General features: G+C 66.6%; 22 protein-coding genes. All 22 read right to left on the reverse strand.

Annotation, left to right across the window (positions count from 1 at the left end; all coding sequences use genetic code 11):
* Window positions 1-3: 3 nt before the first annotated feature.
* The 22 genes from ACEPA4_RS01135 to ACEPA4_RS01240 all read right to left on the reverse strand — a co-directional run bounded on the left by ACEPA4_RS01135 (window position 4) and on the right by ACEPA4_RS01240 (window position 15,993).
* Complete coding sequence (locus tag ACEPA4_RS01135) at window positions 4-2,868, reverse strand: phage tail tape measure protein (protein ID WP_374082937.1); 2,865 nt, start codon at window positions 2,866-2,868, stop codon at window positions 4-6.
* Window positions 2,869-3,040: 172 nt separating this feature from the next.
* Window positions 3,041-3,157, reverse strand: a complete 117-nt coding sequence (locus ACEPA4_RS01140) for a GpE family phage tail protein (RefSeq protein ID WP_374082938.1) — start codon at window positions 3,155-3,157, stop codon at window positions 3,041-3,043.
* 8 nt (window positions 3,158-3,165) lie between these two features.
* Window positions 3,166-3,495 carry a phage tail assembly protein gene (locus tag ACEPA4_RS01145; protein ID WP_374082939.1) on the reverse strand — a complete coding sequence of 110 codons (330 nt, stop codon included), beginning with the start codon at window positions 3,493-3,495 and terminating at the stop codon, window positions 3,166-3,168.
* Window positions 3,496-3,553: 58 nt separating this feature from the next.
* On the reverse strand, window positions 3,554-4,063 hold the full coding sequence (locus tag ACEPA4_RS01150; protein ID WP_235643080.1) for a phage major tail tube protein: 510 nt from the start codon (window positions 4,061-4,063) through the stop codon (window positions 3,554-3,556).
* A 20-nt stretch (window positions 4,064-4,083) separates the two neighbouring features.
* Window positions 4,084-5,253, reverse strand: coding sequence for a phage tail sheath protein (locus tag ACEPA4_RS01155; RefSeq protein WP_374082940.1), 1,170 nt, complete (start codon window positions 5,251-5,253; stop codon window positions 4,084-4,086).
* A gap of 14 nt (window positions 5,254-5,267) precedes the next feature.
* Complete coding sequence (locus ACEPA4_RS01160; RefSeq protein ID WP_374082941.1) at window positions 5,268-5,618, reverse strand: GPW/gp25 family protein; 351 nt, start codon at window positions 5,616-5,618, stop codon at window positions 5,268-5,270.
* Window positions 5,615-6,163 (reverse strand): phage baseplate assembly protein V, encoded by a 549-nt coding sequence (locus tag ACEPA4_RS01165; RefSeq protein ID WP_374082942.1) that lies wholly within the window; start codon window positions 6,161-6,163, stop codon window positions 5,615-5,617. The genes ACEPA4_RS01160 and ACEPA4_RS01165 overlap by 4 nt, the downstream gene beginning before the upstream one ends.
* Before the next feature lie 85 nt (window positions 6,164-6,248).
* Entirely contained in the window at window positions 6,249-6,857 is a 609-nt protein-coding gene (locus ACEPA4_RS01170) for a phage tail protein (protein ID WP_374082943.1), read from the reverse strand.
* 8 nt (window positions 6,858-6,865) lie between these two features.
* Window positions 6,866-8,269 (reverse strand): phage tail protein, encoded by a 1,404-nt coding sequence (locus tag ACEPA4_RS01175; RefSeq protein WP_374082944.1) that lies wholly within the window; start codon window positions 8,267-8,269, stop codon window positions 6,866-6,868.
* A 79-nt stretch (window positions 8,270-8,348) separates the two neighbouring features.
* Window positions 8,349-8,891, reverse strand: coding sequence for a phage tail protein I (locus ACEPA4_RS01180; protein WP_374082945.1), 543 nt, complete (start codon window positions 8,889-8,891; stop codon window positions 8,349-8,351).
* Window positions 8,884-9,774: a baseplate J/gp47 family protein gene (locus ACEPA4_RS01185; RefSeq protein WP_070489456.1), complete on the reverse strand. Its 891-nt coding sequence runs from the start codon at window positions 9,772-9,774 to the stop codon at window positions 8,884-8,886. The genes ACEPA4_RS01180 and ACEPA4_RS01185 overlap by 8 nt, the downstream gene beginning before the upstream one ends.
* Window positions 9,775-9,860: 86 nt before the next feature.
* Window positions 9,861-10,322: a phage virion morphogenesis protein gene (locus ACEPA4_RS01190; protein ID WP_374082946.1), complete on the reverse strand. Its 462-nt coding sequence runs from the start codon at window positions 10,320-10,322 to the stop codon at window positions 9,861-9,863.
* Entirely contained in the window at window positions 10,319-10,804 is a 486-nt protein-coding gene (locus tag ACEPA4_RS01195; protein ID WP_374082947.1) for a phage tail protein, read from the reverse strand. Before ACEPA4_RS01195 ends, ACEPA4_RS01190 begins: the two co-directional genes overlap by 4 nt.
* Window positions 10,801-11,325, reverse strand: coding sequence for a hypothetical protein (locus ACEPA4_RS01200; protein ID WP_374082948.1), 525 nt, complete (start codon window positions 11,323-11,325; stop codon window positions 10,801-10,803). Before ACEPA4_RS01200 ends, ACEPA4_RS01195 begins: the two co-directional genes overlap by 4 nt.
* Complete coding sequence (locus ACEPA4_RS01205; RefSeq protein WP_374082949.1) at window positions 11,325-11,960, reverse strand: glycoside hydrolase family 19 protein; 636 nt, start codon at window positions 11,958-11,960, stop codon at window positions 11,325-11,327. Before ACEPA4_RS01205 ends, ACEPA4_RS01200 begins: the two co-directional genes overlap by 1 nt.
* 1 nt (window position 11,961) lies before the next feature.
* Window positions 11,962-12,237, reverse strand: coding sequence for a phage holin family protein (locus tag ACEPA4_RS01210; RefSeq protein ID WP_235643090.1), 276 nt, complete (start codon window positions 12,235-12,237; stop codon window positions 11,962-11,964).
* Window positions 12,230-12,583, reverse strand: coding sequence for a putative holin (locus tag ACEPA4_RS01215; protein ID WP_070489467.1), 354 nt, complete (start codon window positions 12,581-12,583; stop codon window positions 12,230-12,232). Before ACEPA4_RS01215 ends, ACEPA4_RS01210 begins: the two co-directional genes overlap by 8 nt.
* Window positions 12,584-12,585: 2 nt before the next feature.
* Window positions 12,586-12,801 (reverse strand): tail protein X, encoded by a 216-nt coding sequence (locus tag ACEPA4_RS01220; RefSeq protein ID WP_070489469.1) that lies wholly within the window; start codon window positions 12,799-12,801, stop codon window positions 12,586-12,588.
* Window positions 12,801-13,268: a head completion/stabilization protein gene (locus ACEPA4_RS01225; protein ID WP_374082950.1), complete on the reverse strand. Its 468-nt coding sequence runs from the start codon at window positions 13,266-13,268 to the stop codon at window positions 12,801-12,803. Before ACEPA4_RS01225 ends, ACEPA4_RS01220 begins: the two co-directional genes overlap by 1 nt.
* Before the next feature lie 104 nt (window positions 13,269-13,372).
* On the reverse strand, window positions 13,373-14,080 hold the full coding sequence (gene gpM / locus ACEPA4_RS01230) for a phage terminase small subunit (protein ID WP_374082951.1): 708 nt from the start codon (window positions 14,078-14,080) through the stop codon (window positions 13,373-13,375).
* Window positions 14,081-14,082: 2 nt separating this feature from the next.
* The gene (locus ACEPA4_RS01235) at window positions 14,083-15,099 is read right to left on the reverse strand and encodes a phage major capsid protein, P2 family (RefSeq protein WP_053461915.1); all 1,017 of its coding nucleotides are present in this window, start codon (window positions 15,097-15,099) and stop codon (window positions 14,083-14,085) included.
* A 33-nt stretch (window positions 15,100-15,132) separates the two neighbouring features.
* Complete coding sequence (locus ACEPA4_RS01240; RefSeq protein WP_374083042.1) at window positions 15,133-15,993, reverse strand: GPO family capsid scaffolding protein; 861 nt, start codon at window positions 15,991-15,993, stop codon at window positions 15,133-15,135.
* Between the last annotated feature and the right edge of the window lie 144 nt (window positions 15,994-16,137).

Raw genomic sequence — 16,137 nt, forward strand, 5'->3', positions numbered from 1 at the left:
ATCTCAGTCGGTCAGGCGGGAGGCGCGCCGGCTGACCTTCTCGCGCTCGATCCTCTCGATCTCGGCGCGTACCTGGGCAGCAATGCCCTGGCCATCGGTGCCAGCGGGCACGGTGATCTGGATGGTGTAGCTGGAGCCGCCGGAGGCGCCCGCTGCGGCCGCCGCAGCGCCGGGGGATACCACTGGGGAGGCCCCGGCCATCACCGGCATTGCGGCCGCTCCCAGAGCGATTCCGGCGCCGGCCTGTTTCATGCGGTCGGCCACGCTCGCTACCTGCGATAGCGGCTCGCCCTGGCTGCGGTCAAGGCCACCGGCCAAGCCCTGCATGGTGAAGTCGCCGAACTGCGCGAACACGCGCGAGGGGCTGTGGATGCCGAGCATGCCCTTGAACTTGCCCACCACGCCCGAAGCGATGCCGGCGACGGCGTCCATGGCCGCGCTGCCTTTGGACACGATGCCGTTGACCAGGCCCTGCACCATGTCGATGCCGGCCTGCATCATCTGCGCGGGCCACCCGAGCAGGATCTGATTGACGCCCGCCCACATCGTGCTCAGGCCCGAACGGATCTTCTCACCGTTGCCGGTGAACAGGCCCACGATCAGATTCCACGCGCCCTGTAGGTACGTCCACGCGCCGCCGACGGCGTTCTGGATCACCGGCAGGATCGTGGTGAACGCGCTGACCAGCCAGCCGATGGCCTTCACCGCCATGCGCAGGTTCACGGTGAGCACGGTGCCCAGGATCTGGCCGAACCCGCGCCCGGCATCGGTGGCGCCCTGCAGCTGCTCGCTGGTGGCCTCAAACGGGGCGAACAGCTTCATCACCCAGTCCCACGCCTGGCTCATCGCCGAGGACACCATGTCCCACACCGGGCCGAGTGGTTCGAGCGCGGTGGCCAGCTCGGACATGATCGGGTTGACCACGTCGAGGATGCCCTGCCACGTGCCGATCATGAACGCCTTGATCGGCTCCCAGTACTTCCACACCAGCGCTGCCACGACGCCGATGGCGGCGCCGATGGCCAGGACCGGCAGGCTGATGCCACCGAGCAGCGGCAGCAGCATGCGGCCAACGTTGAGCAGCATGGGAAAGGCGCGGCCGCCCAGGGACAGCACCTGGCCCACCAGCTTGCCCAGGCCGCCGCCGCCGCTGAGCAGCATCACGGCCTTGTGGATCTGCGTCAGCGCCATCGCACCGACGCCGCCTGCGACAACCAGACCGCCGAGCGCAGCAGCCAGCGCGGTGCCGCCGATGACCAGCTTGGCGATGGCGGCGACCAACTGCGGGTTGTTCTTGACCCACTCGGCCATGCGGTCGGCGACCTTGGCCACGCGCGCAGCCAGCTCCTTCACCATGGGCAGCAGCGTCTTGCCGATGCGCTGGGATAGCACGATGGCGCTGTTCTTGAGCAGGATCAGGCCGTTCTCGGCGGTGCCGACGCGGGCCGCGTACTCAGCGTTCATTGAGCCGCCGTACTTCTGCTCATCGGCGACCTTGCCCAGGTTCTCCTTCAGCAGGTCGAGATTGGTCAGCAGCGGGGCGATGGCGCCGATGGATTCGCGGCCGAACAGCTGCGTCATGGTCGCGGCCTGCTCGGCCTTGGGCAGCTGCTTGAGCTTCTCTAGCACATCGAGAATGGCGCCGCCGGCGTCGTCCTGCATCGCCTTGGCCAGGTCGCCCGCCTTCAGGCCGAGCTTGTCGAACGATGCCACCTGACGGGCCGTTGCCGCCTCGCCCGAGGACAGGGTGAGCAGCATGTTCTTGATGCCCGTGGCAGACACTTCCGACTCGATGCCCATACCGGCCACCGTGGCGCCCAAGGCCGCCAGCGGGCCGCTACCGAGGCCAGCGACCTCGCCGAGCGCACCGATACGGTTCACCACCTCGCTGATCTTCTGGACGCTGGCCGGGCCGGTGTTGCCCAGGTAGTTGATTTTGTCAGCCAGCACGACAACGTCATCCTGGCCCATGCGGAAGGCGGTGCGCCAGGTGGCCATCGTCTGGCCGGCGTCTTCGGCGGTGGTGTCGAAGGCCACGCCCATCTTCGCCGCGTCCTCGGCGAAGCGGGTCAGCTCGTTGCTGGCGATGCCGGCCTGACCGGCAGCGGCGACGATCTTGGCGATGTCGGTGGGCACCATGGGCAGGCGCCGCGACAGTTCCTGAATATCGTTGCCCATCTTCTCGAAGCCATCGGGCGTGTCGAAGTCGACTACCTTCTTGACGTCGGCCATGGCGGATTCGAACTCCATGGCCTGGGCGACAGGAAGGCCCTGGGCGCGCAGCGCGCCGAAAGCGGCCAGGGCGACGCCGGCGCCGTGCGCGGCGGCGTTCATGCCGGCGCTGTGGATCTTCTGGCTACGGGCCTTTGCTGCGTCCAGCGCAGCCAAGCGAGCGCGCTGCTGCTCCATCTGCTGCGAGGCGGCGGCGATATCCGTGCGTAGCTTGCGCTCATGGGCGCCGAGCTGCCGCGTGCTGATGCCGGCGCGATCCAACCCCGAACGCAGCCGCTGCAGCTCCACCTGCTGCTGCTTCTGCTGAGTGCTCAGCTGCGCGGCGGCGGTCTTGGCCTGGCTGAACTCGCGGCTGAGCTTGCGCGTGGGCGTGCCGGCTTCCTTCATCTGCCGGGCCAGCGCCGCCACGCGGGCCTGCGCCTGCTGGTAGCTCTGTTCGGTGCCGCGCAGGGCCTGCTGCTGCTGACGGTAGGCGCTCACATCGCGCTGGGCGCTGTTGAGGCGGCGGAGGGTGGCCTGCTGCTGCTGCAGCGCGCTGGACAAGCCTTTGCTGCCGGCCATCACCTTGCGGAAGGGCGCCGTGGCTTGGTCGAGGGCCTGCAGAACCACCTGCAGCCGAAGGTTGCCGCCGCTCATGCGACGACAACCGAGACGTCGACTACGGCGCGGTGGTATCGGACGGATCGGGAGCGAATGCAGCCAGGAGCCGGCAAAGCGCGCTCAGCGCCCAGACAAGTAGCCCACCGACCGAGGCCAGCAGGAGCAGCGACACAGCGATGGCGATCAAGGTGGCCATGGGCGGAAGGTATCACGGCTCGGCTCCACTTCTTACACGGGCGCGCTCGCGCCATTCGATCAGTTCACACAGCGAGAGGGCCGACAGCTCGGTGAGGGTGAAGGGAAAGATCACCGCGATATCGGCCATGAAATCCTCTACCCGTTGAGGGATTCCCGCTGCGCCTTCGGTACGAAAAAACTCGCCGTGTGGGTACCGATGGCGACCAGGTCGGCCGGGTCCAGATTGTTCACGTCGGCGGCGGTCAGGGTCGGCTCGGTGATGCGCGGCAGCAGGGTGGCCACCGCGCTCACGTCGATCTGCAGAAGATCCACCAGCTTGATGCCACGCAGCTCGCCAGCGCTGGGTTTGCGCAACTTCACGGCGCTGATGAGTTGCTCGCCTCGCTGGATCGGATAATCGAGGGTGACGGTGTGCGGATCGACGGTGTCGGTCGCGTCGGTGGAAGTCTTCGTCTTGGCAGTCATGGTGCGTCTCTCTCAGGAAGGATTGGCCGGGCCACAGGTGTGGCCCGGCTCTGTGGGGTCAGGCGCCGATGGCGCGGCGCTGTGCGGCGAGCAGGTCCACGCCGTTGACGATGAACACCATGCCGACCATGTCGATTTCGATCTCGGTGCGGCCGTTGATGCTCAGCTTGTAGTAGCTGGCGGTGGTCTTGGTGCTGAACTCGGTGTCGTCGCCGACCTTGCCGGTACCCGCATCGATTTCGCTGTGACGGCCGCGCACGACGATCTCCACCGCATCGACGTCGGCGCTGTCCTCGCGCTGGTAGGCGCCAGCGAAGCGCAGCTGTACGGCGTTGTGGCGCACAGCGCCGTACTGGCGCAGCACATCGCGCATCAGGCCGCCGCACTTCCACTCAAGCTCGATTTTCTCCTGGCCGAGGTCGATATCGATGGGACCGACCATGCCGCCGGCGCGGAACTCTTCCATCTTGCGAGTGAGGGTCGGCAGCTTCACCTCGACCACCTGGCCGAGGTAGCTGGCGCCATCGTTGAACAGGTTGAGATTCTTCAGTTTGCTTGGGAGGGACATGGGATAGGTTCCTCAGTGCATCAGGCGCTGATGCGCGTGGCGAAGTCGGAGAGGTAGCGGTCAGTGATGCGCTGGCGCAGGGTCAGGTTTTCCAGCGGCGGCACCGGCGTGTAGTCGTAGTCGATGGCCAGCTGGCCATCTGCCAGCTGCGTGGGCAGGTTCGCCGCTTCGTCGTACCAGGCGTTGGCGTCGATCACATAGCCGCCGTTCTTCAGTTCGCGGAACTTGGCATTGATCTCTTCCAGCATGTCCTTCACCAGCGTGGGGTGCATCGGCTTGTCGACGTAGATCATCTGCGCCTCGGCAATCGTGTCGGCCAGGATCTGCGCGGTGCGCGTGGCTGACTCGAAGGCAAAATGCGGATCGTCGCTGCAGGTGCGCGATCCCCAGAAGCGGTAGCCCTGGCTGTTGATGAGGGTGGTGACTGCAGCGGCGTTGAGCAGGCCAGCGTCGGTCTGCGGGTCCTGCAGATCCCAGGTCACATCCGCGCTGATGCCGGTCACGCCCTGTACCTTCACGTTGGACAGGGTCTTGTGCCAGCCCATCTGCTGGTCGATCAGGGCGCGCAGGCCGATAGCACGGGCGGTAGCGAAGCTGGTGGCTTCCTTCTTCGCGGCGATGTCCCAAGAGAGGAAGTCCGGCCAGATCATCATCAGCTCGCGGTCGCCGAACTTCTTCCGGTACAGCAGGATCTCGGCAACGGTCTTGGCCTCGCCTACGCCGACGTAGGCCATGGCGCGCAGCTTCTTGCAGATCGAGGCAAGGGTCGTGGTGACCGCCTCGGTATCCAGTCCCGGTGCACCGATGATGCGGGGCTTCACCCCCAGCTTGCTTTCAGCCACCAGCAGCGCCTGCAGGCCGGTATAGCGGCCGCCGGCGACAGTACCGATCACATTGCTGGTGGTCGTATCTGCGTCCTCGCCCTCGGCCACGCGCACCACCACGGTGACCGGATTGGACTGGTCGGCGATTGCACCCAGTACGCCGGCCAGCGTGCCGCTGGTGCCCGCCTTGGCGATGGCGCCACGAACGTCGGTCAGCAATACCGGGGTGTCGAGGGGGAAGGTAGCGTCGTCTGCATCAGGGGCCGTGCAGACAATGCCGGCGATGGCAGTGGCAACGGTGCGAATGTAGCGGGCGCCGCCATCGATCTCGATGACGCGTACGCCGTGGTGATAGTCCTGGGCCATGGTGACTCCTGCGGTTATGGGGTGTGAAAGCGGAGGGGGACGGTGACGGTCTGCTGTTGCCGGGTTCCGGCCGGCTGGTAGTCCAGATCAAGCAGGAACGCTCCGGGGGTATCGCTGCGGGTGAGCGATACACGGGCGAGCCGTATCCGTGGCTCCCAGCGCATCAGCGCGGTGGCAGTGGCGCCGAACAGCTGCAGGCGCGTGTGGTCGTTGAACGGCTGGTCGATCAGCTCGGGCAGCAGCGAGCCGTAGTCCCGGCGCTGGATGCGCGAGCCGAGAGGGGTGGTCAGCACATCGCGGATGGACTGCACCAGGTGCGCCGTACCCTCGGCGGTACCGCCGTTGTTTGCGTCCATGCCGATCACTGCGGCGGTCCCGAGGTGCCGCTGCCGGGCTGCACGGCGCTGTGCTTGTGCTGCTTGAGGCTGATGCCGCCACCGATTACGTCTTCGCTGACCTCGACCTTGCCGGTGACGGTCACGTCGCCCTGGATGGAGACCGGGCCGGTGATGCTCACGCCGCCATCCGCCACGATGCTCACGGTTCCGCCGGTCGGCAGGTTGGCGGCCAGCGCGTGCGCGTCGCTGTCGTAGCCAACCGTGGCGCTGTCGGCGAACTGGATTAGCACCAGGCCGGGATTGCTGGACGGTGCCGGGAAGGCATCGCTGAACATGCCGGGTACGGCAACCGCATTGGCCAGGTCGCCGTCTACGCACAGCAGCTGCACCTGCTCGCCGACGCTCGGCGGACACCACACGCGCACGTTGCCAGCGGCGGGTGTTAGCCAAGGAATGAAGTCGGTCTGCATCTCGCCGCTGCGCACGCGGCAACGCGCAGCGGCGTGGTCGACTTCCGTCACCACGCCGTCGCGCATCAGATTGCTTACTTTCTGGGGCAGGCCGCTATCCATAGGGCCATGCTCGCCGTGGCAGCTCGCGCGCGCACGTGGTGCCGCGTGTAGGACCGGGTACTACACGCGGCGTAATGCGGTTGGCTTAACCGGCGCTACCGCCGTCGACCTCCACGGTCTGATCGTCAAACGGCAATGTGTCTGTGCCCTCTCGGGTCACCCATGCACCTTGCGCATCGTCAAAGCGCACCTGTGCGCCCCCGGTGGGGGGAGCGATATCAATGGCCGCATCCGGCAACGCCAGGCCAGCGGCCAGCAACGGCAGCACACTGCCGGTGGCCTTGTCCCAGATCGGCGTCTGGCTATAGTCAGGCACAAGCTCCCAGCCGCTGCGTTGAGGGTTCCAGCGATTGGACAGCGGCTGGCCTGGCGCGACGCTCAGCGGTGCCAGCGTGGTGATGCCGATGGGTGGGCGCTCGGCCAAGGCCAGTTGGTTCTGGACCGGGTAGCCGGTGGCGGTGTCCCACAGCATCACTCCCCGGAAATCATCGACCACATCCCAACCGCTGCGCGCGGCGTTGATGCGCCACGTCTGGCGCGGTCCGACAGGTTCGGCGGGCGGGAAATCAACGGTGTCCTGCGGCAGCGGGCAGGTGCCATCAGCTTCCGGGTATACGCGCACCGGCAGCAGATACTGGCCAGTGGTGGCGTCAAAGCTGTGAGCGTAGATTTCATGGATCGTCTGTAGCTGCATGGGAATCCTCAGTAGGTGATGCAATAGAGCATGCGCACGCCGGCAGGCAGATTGCGGGTGCCGCCGGTAGAGGCTACGTCGATCGCATGGCTGTGGTCAGGCACGCCACTGGCTGAGGCGCTGTGCGTGTGATCCCCGACCGCTGCAACGCTGATCGTGTGGCCGTGGCCGCCGGCGCCGTTCATGCCGATGTTGTGGGCGTGATGACCACCTTCTCCGATCCAGATGCCGGTACCGTTGTGGCTGGTCCCGACGGGGCTGGGGCTGGATATCCCGGATGCAGACCAACCGCCGCCACCGCCGCCGGAGTTTGGACCGGTCCAGGTGTGTGAATGACCCGGATCGCCCACGCCGTGGGTGTGGCTTCCTTGGCCATCCGTCCACGCACCGTGGGCGTGGTCGCCTACCGCGCTGGCACTGGCACCGTGGGAGTGACCACCGCCACCTCCGATGGTGATGGTATGCCCGTGGGCGCCTGCGCCGGACGACTTCGCGCCGTGACCATGGGCGATGACCTCGCCAACGCTGATCTGTCCCACCAAGGCGGGGTCAGCCGTATGAACAATGCCCAGCCCCTCATCGATTTTCGGCAGGCGGAAGCTGTCATCGGCCACGTCGTTGCCATAGGTCAGGCCGATGGCCGCAAACAGGCGCGGGTAATCAGCGCGCAGGACGGTACGTCCGTCGCACAGCAGCGTGCCCTGCGGAGCGGCCACACCGGCGAAGGTGATGACCTGCCCAGGGATGTGGGTGCTGGCGGGCACCCCGGTCATGTTCGCCCAATCGAGATAAAACTCCCCGTGCTGACCATCGAGCAGATCGGCATCCAGCTCGTTGCCGTGCCCGTCGTCCTTGAGCGCTGCGCCCTTCACCTCAAGCAGGACGCGCATTGCCGCAGCCGTGGCTGCAGCCAGCAGATCCTTGGAGAGATCGGTGGGTGCCGCGCCGCCGAGGCGATCATCGAGCGTTGCGCGCAGTGTGGACGGCGTAACGGCACGGGCAGAGTCCCGGCCAGTGATGGCTTCTTCGTCGGTGGCCAGCTCGACCACGCCCTGCACTTCCACGGTTGCCGGCGGGTTGAGAAATTCCGTGCTGCCGAACTGGATCTGCGTGGCGTCGATATCGGCCAGTGCCATGTCTGCCGACAACAGCATCAGCGCCTGGGGTGATTTTTCCAGAAGCGTCTTCATCTGGCCGTACACGCATAGCAACGTGCCATCGTCCAGGTACAGGCCAATACCGTGCAGGCTGTAAGCGTCGTCGGTCTCGTCGCGCACGGTGACGTGGATGACATCCGGCGCCACGCACATACCGCCGAAGGTATCGAGGCGCTTGCGCTCACCGGGCAGCACGGTGTCACCACCCTCCGGGTCAGGAATGAACGGCTGCTCGGTGATACCGATCTGGGTCACGGTGACGGTGCGGGTGCCGGTGTGCTGTGCATTGACCAGGGCAGCGCGGCCGGCGGTGGTGAACTGCAAAAGCATTGGGTTACTCCTGTGCCAGCTGCAGGCGGCGATAGACGGCGGGGCGCAGCGAGCCGGCGAGGCCGAGCCGCTGGGAGAACTCGGCGCCTTGGGTGAACGTGAAGTGGGCGCGCACCGGCTTGGTCCGGTTGACCTCGGCGATTACGTCCTCGACGTATTTGGCCGATGGGTCAACGCCGGGGCGCCCGGAAAGCGTCAGGGTCAGATCGAAGGTGTGCGGCTGGCCGGGTGGCTGCTGTTCCCACCACTCGCGGATCTGCACGCTGCCACCGAACGACTCGATTACGTCGCGAACGCTGCCGGCGGTCCCCTTGTGGCGCTGGATGGTGATGGCACTGGCAATGCGCTGGCGCTTGATGTGCTCGGGCCACTCGCTGTCCCAGGTATCCAGCGACAGTTCCCAAGCCAGCCATGGCAACAGATCGACAGGGCAACGCTGCGGATCTTTGATCCACCTGTGCCCCATCGGCATGCCCAACACCTGGGCATCGCTCGCCTCGACAGCACGTTCCAGTCGTGTCGCGTTGGGCGGCAGCAGGCTACTCATTGCTGCCCCGGTGCTTCAGTGTCAGCGCGGTGCAGTACGCGGCTTGGTGACGCTCCACGGCCAGGTCAGCGACCGGGGCGTGGAGCACTACCCGTTGCACCCCCTCTGCGTGCAGCTGCGCGTAGATGGCCGACACCGCCACATCGCGCCCCAGCCGGTGCGAGTCAGCCATGAAAGCCTCCAAGCGGCGCCGAGCTTCTGCAATGACCACGGCCGCATCCGGGCCGTCGAAGGTGTACAGATCCGCCTCCACGACGTAGGGCAGGATCTGGGCGCCGACCACGCGCACGAAGTCGGTCAGCGGGCGTACCTGACCGTCCTGCAGCACGGCATTGACGGTGGCCAGCAGTGAATCGGACGGCGTACCGTCTCCATCGCGCGCCAGCACGGTGACCACGACCTCACCGGGGGCGGGGCTGGTTGCGCTCGCATCGAGCACGGCATTGTCGGCCGAGAGAGTGTGGAAGATGTACGCGCCCTCCGGCCCGGCCACAGACAGCCCCTCCGGCGCCAGCTGGATACGGCGACGGAACTCCGTATCGGTTTCAAACTCCGCCGGCGTCCCCGCTTCCGGATCGGCTGGGGCGAGCTGCTTGCGGGTCACACCGAAGGGCGCCGCCAGGTTGTCCAGATCCCCGCGCTGGGCATACGCCAGAAACAGACCCTTGGCGCGCTGGTTGAACTGCTCGCGCAGGATCAGCTCGTTGTAGGCACTGACCTGCAGCACCTTGTACACCGGATCGGACTCGACCAGGGCGTCGTACTCAGGCATGAACGTGCGGAACTGATCCACGCGACGAGCGAGCAGCTGTTCAAAATCCAGCTGCTCGAACACATCCGGCAGCGGCAGGCGGGAGAGGTCAACGGCGGTGAAGGTGGACACGGCGGCATCGGCTGGGAGCGTGGTGGCAGCTTCCCATCGCGCGCGCGCGTGGTCATGGCGCAGGCTGTGTAGATCCAGCTATTACGCTACAGCTCGCGCAGATGATCGAGGATCAGATCGCGCACCAGCTGCTCATCGGCAGGGGAGAAGCCCAGCAGACGCCGGCGTGCATAGGTGACGCGGGGACCGCCCTTGCTGACCGCATCGCTGCGGCCCTCCTGATGGATCAGTGCAATGCGCGATACGCGGCCGGTGAAGCCGACGGCCACCTCATTGGGGGTCACGCGCACGCGAAGGTGCCGAGCCTGCCGGATCTTGGCGAACATTGCTCCGCGCTTGATGCGTCCTGCCTTGGCCCGGCGCAGGGGCGCCGCACGGCGCGCCGCGTAGGGCGTGCCGTCGGGGTTCTTCTGAGCGGTGATGCGCAGCTGTTGCGCCCGGCGCAGCGCCGTACCGACCCTGCGCGCCAGCTTGCCGCGCTCGGCCGGCTGCAGGCGCCGCAAGAGCGGCGCCGCCCAGGCTTCCAACCGCTGCAGATCCTCGTTCACCCGGTGATCGCCGGCAGGGTGGCGATATGGATCCCGTCCGCGACCAAGGCGCCGCCGGATAGCGCGTCAGCGTGCGCATCCTCCGCAGGAGGCTCGGGCAGGTGCTGCAGCTGCACGCTGCCATCGGCGGCGCGGGTGACCAACACCCGTTCGGTGAGCGGCATCTTGATGGCCAGATCCACCAGGTTGTCGCTGAGAACGTCCACCTCGAAGGTCAGCTTCTCGCGGTTGGCAGGGTTGGCCAGCAGTTCGGGCTGGTGGCGGGTCAGCCACTGCAGCAGCGGCACCATGACCGCCTCCGGGGCGCCGCCGAAGTCGGTCAGCACCAGGTCGAGTGTGTAGCGGTACTCGAACGCCAGGCCGGGGCGGTAGGTGCCGGCCAGGCCACCACTGTCGACGAAGATCAGCAGCTTGTCCGGGTCGTTGGCCAGCGCGGGGACGGCGGCGACCAGGTGGTCCCGCAGCAGCTGCGGCTTCTTCACGGCGTACCTGCCTGCCGCTCAAGCTCGGCGTGCAGATTGCGTACCAGCTCCTGCAGGGCCACTACCTGCGCGGCGGTGGCGTGGCAGATGGCGTAGTTGCCAGTGACGGTTTCGGCGACGGCAGAGAGCGGAGTGCCGGAGGCGGGCGCATCAGGATCTCCGGCAGGGCCGGCGGTGGCGCTGCCGCTCGCGGCGGTGTCGTGGAGCTGCACGAAGCCAGCAGAAACAGTACAGGCAGCATCAGCGTTCGCGGTGACATAGATGGGGACCTCTTTGACGATGGTGTCGCCGCGCTCATGCACCCGCTGTACGCGGTCCACGTACTCGGTCACGACGCGGGTGGTGCCTTCGGCCAGCTTGAGGCTGCTGGCCAAGGCGGCGTTTTCGGCCCTGGCCTTGGCCAAATCGAGGTTGGCCTTGTCCAGCGCGGTGGTGGCGCGATTGACGCGCCCCTGTTGGCAGCTGAAGAGGCCGGCGGTGGCCAGCACCAGGGCGGCCAATGCGAGGGCGCGGTAGAGCATCAGCGCGCTTCCAGCGCGGCCAGGGCGCGCATGGTGCGGGCGGTGCGGTCGGCCAAGCCATTGGGCGTGGCGCGGCTGCGGGCGTTGCCCAGGTTGATGACGCGGCTGACGGCCAGCACATCGCGCTGATCGGCGTAGCCGTTGAGACTGTTGTCTCGCCAGAACGCCGCCGCCGCCATGGCGCCGATCTCCGGCTCGATCAGCAGGCCGGGCTGATCTTCCAGTGGCTGGCCGATCAGCTGGCCAATGCGCTCGTAGTTTGCACGGCCGGTGTGCTGCAGCGGGCCACGGCCGCGGAACAGATAGCCGTCGCCGCTGGCCTCGCTACCGTTGCCGTTGCGGTTGGCGTAGACACGGTTGCCGAGCTTTGCCGGCTGATGAACGAACCCGGCTGCCTCGGCCGGCGTGATGTAACGGCCGAACACTTCCAGCAGGCGTTCGCGGCTGTAGCTGAGCGACTCTTCGACGCGCGACAGGCTGAGGCTTTCGTGGCCGAGCTGCGCCAGGAAGTAGGCCGCGCGCACCGGCGTGTTGATGCCGAAGCGCTTCATGGCTGCGTTCAGTGGCTCGGCCCAGCGCTGTGCGCGCTGCAGCGGGCACTGCATGATCTGAGCGAGCAGGGTGGGGGTCAGCATGTCAGTTGCTCCCGAACAGGTGGGCCACGTTCCCGCGTGCCCGGTAGACGGCCACCAGCAGCACCAGCAGCAGTGCCAGCTGCCACCCGGTGACGCGGGCGCCGGCGCCCTGCAGGATGATCTGCAGGGCTTGCCCGCCGGTGCTGGCAATCAGCAGCCAGGCGCACCAGGCGATGCCGTGGCGATGGTTGGCGTTGGGCGCCGGCCGGTAGGTCAGCAGGCGCACGCAGATGGCCACGCAGCACAGCAGCGTGGCGGTGGTCAGCAGCTCAGCCATCGGAGCCTCCGCGCGGCAGACGGCTCGGATCTGCGCTGCGGCTGCGCTCGATCAGGGCCAAGGTGAGGGTGATGATGGTGGCCGCACACAGGAAGGCAGCCAGGCCGCTGGAGGCCACATCGAAGCGGCGCATGACCTCGGTGCCGCCCATGTAGCCGGCCACGACGCTGATGGCCAGATAGATCAGCCGCTTGAACAGCGACAGATCCTTGGCCGACACCACGAACAACGTGGCCCCGGCAAAGGCGCCGATGAAGGCGTCGGTTTCGATGCCAGGCAGCAGCGAGGCAAGGCCGACGCCGGTGGCCAGGGCGGCCATGCTGCCGGTGGAAGTGGGTTCGGTCATCTTCAATCCCATAGCTGAACAAGGGGACGCGTTGCCGCGCCGGTGGGTGATGCGGGAACGTCGGGCAGATCGACCTCGGTACCCATCGGCAGCACCGGCCCGAGCAGGCTGATGCCGTAGTTCAATGCGAGGGTCTTCTCGACCATGCCGGCGGTGGTGCCCAGGTGGCGGAAGCACAGTGCGTCGAGGGTGTCCCCCTGCTGGGCAATGACGCGCATCAGATCAGCTCCACCGTGACCCGGCGCAGCCCCTGCAGGTCGCTGATGGCGTTGCGTTGATCGCGCCGCAGTTCATCAATGGTCGGAGTCAGATCGTCGGCACGTTGATTGCCCTGGGCGGTAGCGTCATAGGAGCGGTAGCGTTCGTGCAGCTCCACGGCGGTGCAGCACTGGACTGCGCGCCGGTACAGCTGCAGCAGCACCGACTCTCCGTCGAGCTGCTGCGCCGGTACGTCTGCCAGCGCCGAGTAGCCGTCCGCTTCCTTGCGGGCCTGCCACGACGCAAGCTCCCGCGTCACCGAGGCCACGGCCAGCACCACGGTGTTGCGCAGCCGCGCCGCCAGCACGTCACCCGGCACCCGGATGGCTTCGCGTAGCGCCTCTACGTCGACCTCCGGCCAGAATGCGCCGGCGGAGACGGGATCGAGCTTGGGAGCAGGGGAAGCGTTGGCAGTGAATGCGCTCATGGTGTGTCCGTAGGTCGCCGGTGGTCGGGGCGTCACACCAAGGGAGAGAGGTCTTGGTGATCGGCCCCGAGCCGGCGGGGTCGCGGGGTACGCTCGGTGTGAGGTCAGTCGTTGGACTGGCTGGCCTCGAACTTCTTCTGCAGACGCTCGGCGCGCTTGAGGTCTTCCTTGCCGCCGCAGCTGTCATGCAGCTGGATGGCGGTGCGCAGGTCCTCGATGGCCCGTGCGACGGCGTCGGCGCTCAGCGGCGCAGCCTCGGTATCGGTGGCCAGCAGGCTGCGTCCACGCGCCAGCAGCAGGCGGGCACGCACCTCGTCGGGCATGTCCTGGCCCTCGGTGAGCGTGGCCGCCCGGTCGATCACATCCAGGTCGAACGGGGCGCTGGTCTTGAGCGCGTTCAGAGCGGCCAACCCGATCTCTTCAGCCACCACGCAGGCCGCTGTGCGCTTGTGGGTGTCCGGCATATCCAGACCATGGGCCAGGACATACCGAGCAATGTCGAGGCCGGCATCGAACAGCCCGGCATCGAAGTGCCACAGCATCAGCGTGGAGACGATATCGTCCTTGCCGCCGGCGTCCGCCGACAACACGCCGTCAAGATACGGGGCATAGGACGGCAGCAGCGCAGTCTTGAGCTGAGCCTTGCCCTGCGTGGACTGGATCTGCTTCAGCCGGGCGCGGTCGGAAGCCAAGCGCACCTGCATCTGCTGGTAGATCGTGGTCCCTTCCATCAGGTTGCTGCCGGCGGTGCGCGCCGCCTCCTTCGAGGCGAGCGCACGCTTCACATGGCGGCTGGCGGGGGTGTCGGCCATGGTCAGATCCCGAACTCGATGTTCTCGGCCACCGCGCCCAGACCGTAGTCCTCCACCACATAGTCATCATTGGACGACTCGAAGTTGGCGACGCGGTTCTTGTTCGGCTGCTCGATGATGTGACGGCGGCGCGAGGCAATCTGCCAGTACAGCGACAGGTTGCTCAGGCTGGTCACCATCAGCGACTTGGCCGGGAAGAACGGCACGATGACCGGCTGCAGGCCACCGATGCGCTTGGCGCCGAGGATCAGTTCGGCCGCGACCTTCTCGGTGGGGGCGTTGTCACGGTTGATGATCGGGAAATACTTGTCGTGCACCAACTGGCGGCCACAGATCACCACCAGGCTCGGATCTTCCTGATGCCACGGGTCGATCAGGTTGGCGACCAGGTCCATCACCAGGGCATCGATGTTGCCGTAGTCAGCGTCGGTACCGCCCACCTTGATCTTGCCGCTGCCATCGACGCCTTCGGTCATGACGCGCTCGGGCGCATGCTCGCGGTACTTCTGCAGCCAGCCCTTGTTCACATCCTGCAGCATCGGATTGGCGACGCGGTTGGTGTTGATGGCAATGCTGGTGCCGTGCCAACCGATCATGATCCGGTCCAGTGCCTGTCGCTGGATGATCGCGTCGCGGATCAGGGTCTGGAACTCAGGGCGATGTGCCCAGGCGTCCAGACGGGCATAGGGCAGGGCGGTGTCAAAGTCGGTCTTCTGGCACTCGTAGGTGTTGGACACCAGCGAGGTCGGATCGGACGGGTTGCGCTCGCCATCGCCGCTGGTGTCGGTGCGGCCGGCAATGGTGCCGGTGATGCCAACGCCAACCTTCTGGCCCTTCAGTTCGTTCACGCCGACCATGTTGATCGCCTGCAGGAAGGTACTGCTTTCCTGCATGCGGGCTTCGAGGCTCTGCTGCACGGTCGGCTCGACAGAGAAGGTGTTGGCCACACCGCTGACGTTGTTCAGCGTGGCAACCTGCTGGGTGTAGCCCTCGAACAGGCGGCGGGTTTCGGTACGCATGGGAAGCTCCGTAGATGGTGAAAGAGAGGCCGATCAGCAGTCGGTGATGTTGGCGGCGTCCACGTCCTTGCCACCCGGAACAACCGGACGCTGGGTGAATGCCTGCGGGGTGTCGTCCAGCCTCTTGCGCAGGCCAGCAACCTGAGTGGACAGCGTCTGCACCCGCTCGCGCAGTGCGCGGTTGTCCTGGCCGAGCTTGGCCATGGCCGCATCCTGTTCACCCACCGCGCCGAGCAGCTGAGCGGCGAACTCGGCCACGTTGAACTCGGGATCTTCCTTGGCAGGCGCCGGCGCGGCCTTCTTGCCCAGGCCCAGGCTCGAAAGGAACGCGGCGACCGGGCCGGGGCGACCCTCCGGCTCATCCTCGGCGGTGAACTTGATGACCGTCTCGGTGGCCTCGGTGAACAGGTTTTCCGGGGCCTGCTTGCGGTCCTTGAGCGGGCTGCTCTCCGGGTGCTGGGCCGAGAACGCGAGCATGCTGGTGCCCAGGCTGGCGGGGGAGTCGGTCACGGCCAGGCCGAACAGGTACGCCTTGCCGCTGTCGGCGAACTCCGGGGAAATCTCGATGCTGGTAAAGACCTTTTGCTTACGGTTGTTGACGATCTCCACCAGGTCGTCAGTTGGCTCCACCTGCGCAAACAGGGCGAGCTTCTTCTTGCCGGCGATATCGACCTCCTCGGCCTTGACTGCCAGCACGTCACCGTAGGCGCGGAAGGGACTATCCGGCAGCGAGCTGCGGATGTGCTCCATCCAGATCCGGGCGCCATAGACCTCCGGGTTGTACGTCTCGGCGATCTCGGCAATCTGCTGCCGCTCGATCACGCGCCCATCGGTGGTGGCGCCTTCGACGGCAACACGAAAGAACTCGGAACGCTTCTTGGTTTTGCTGGCCATCTCGCCCTCTGCTGGTGTCGTTGCGCATCGGTTCTCGATGCGATGACCCATGGTCGAATGAGGGCGCTGTAGCGGCAACGCGGTCAGTTTGTAAGCCGCTGTTCTACGTGGGTTTTTCGTGTCGCGCGCGCGTGGCTGCGGGCA

The sequence above is a fragment of the Stenotrophomonas sp. P2112 genome (genome assembly GCF_041897515.1).
Taxonomy (GTDB): Bacteria; Pseudomonadota; Gammaproteobacteria; order Xanthomonadales; family Xanthomonadaceae; genus Stenotrophomonas; species Stenotrophomonas sepilia.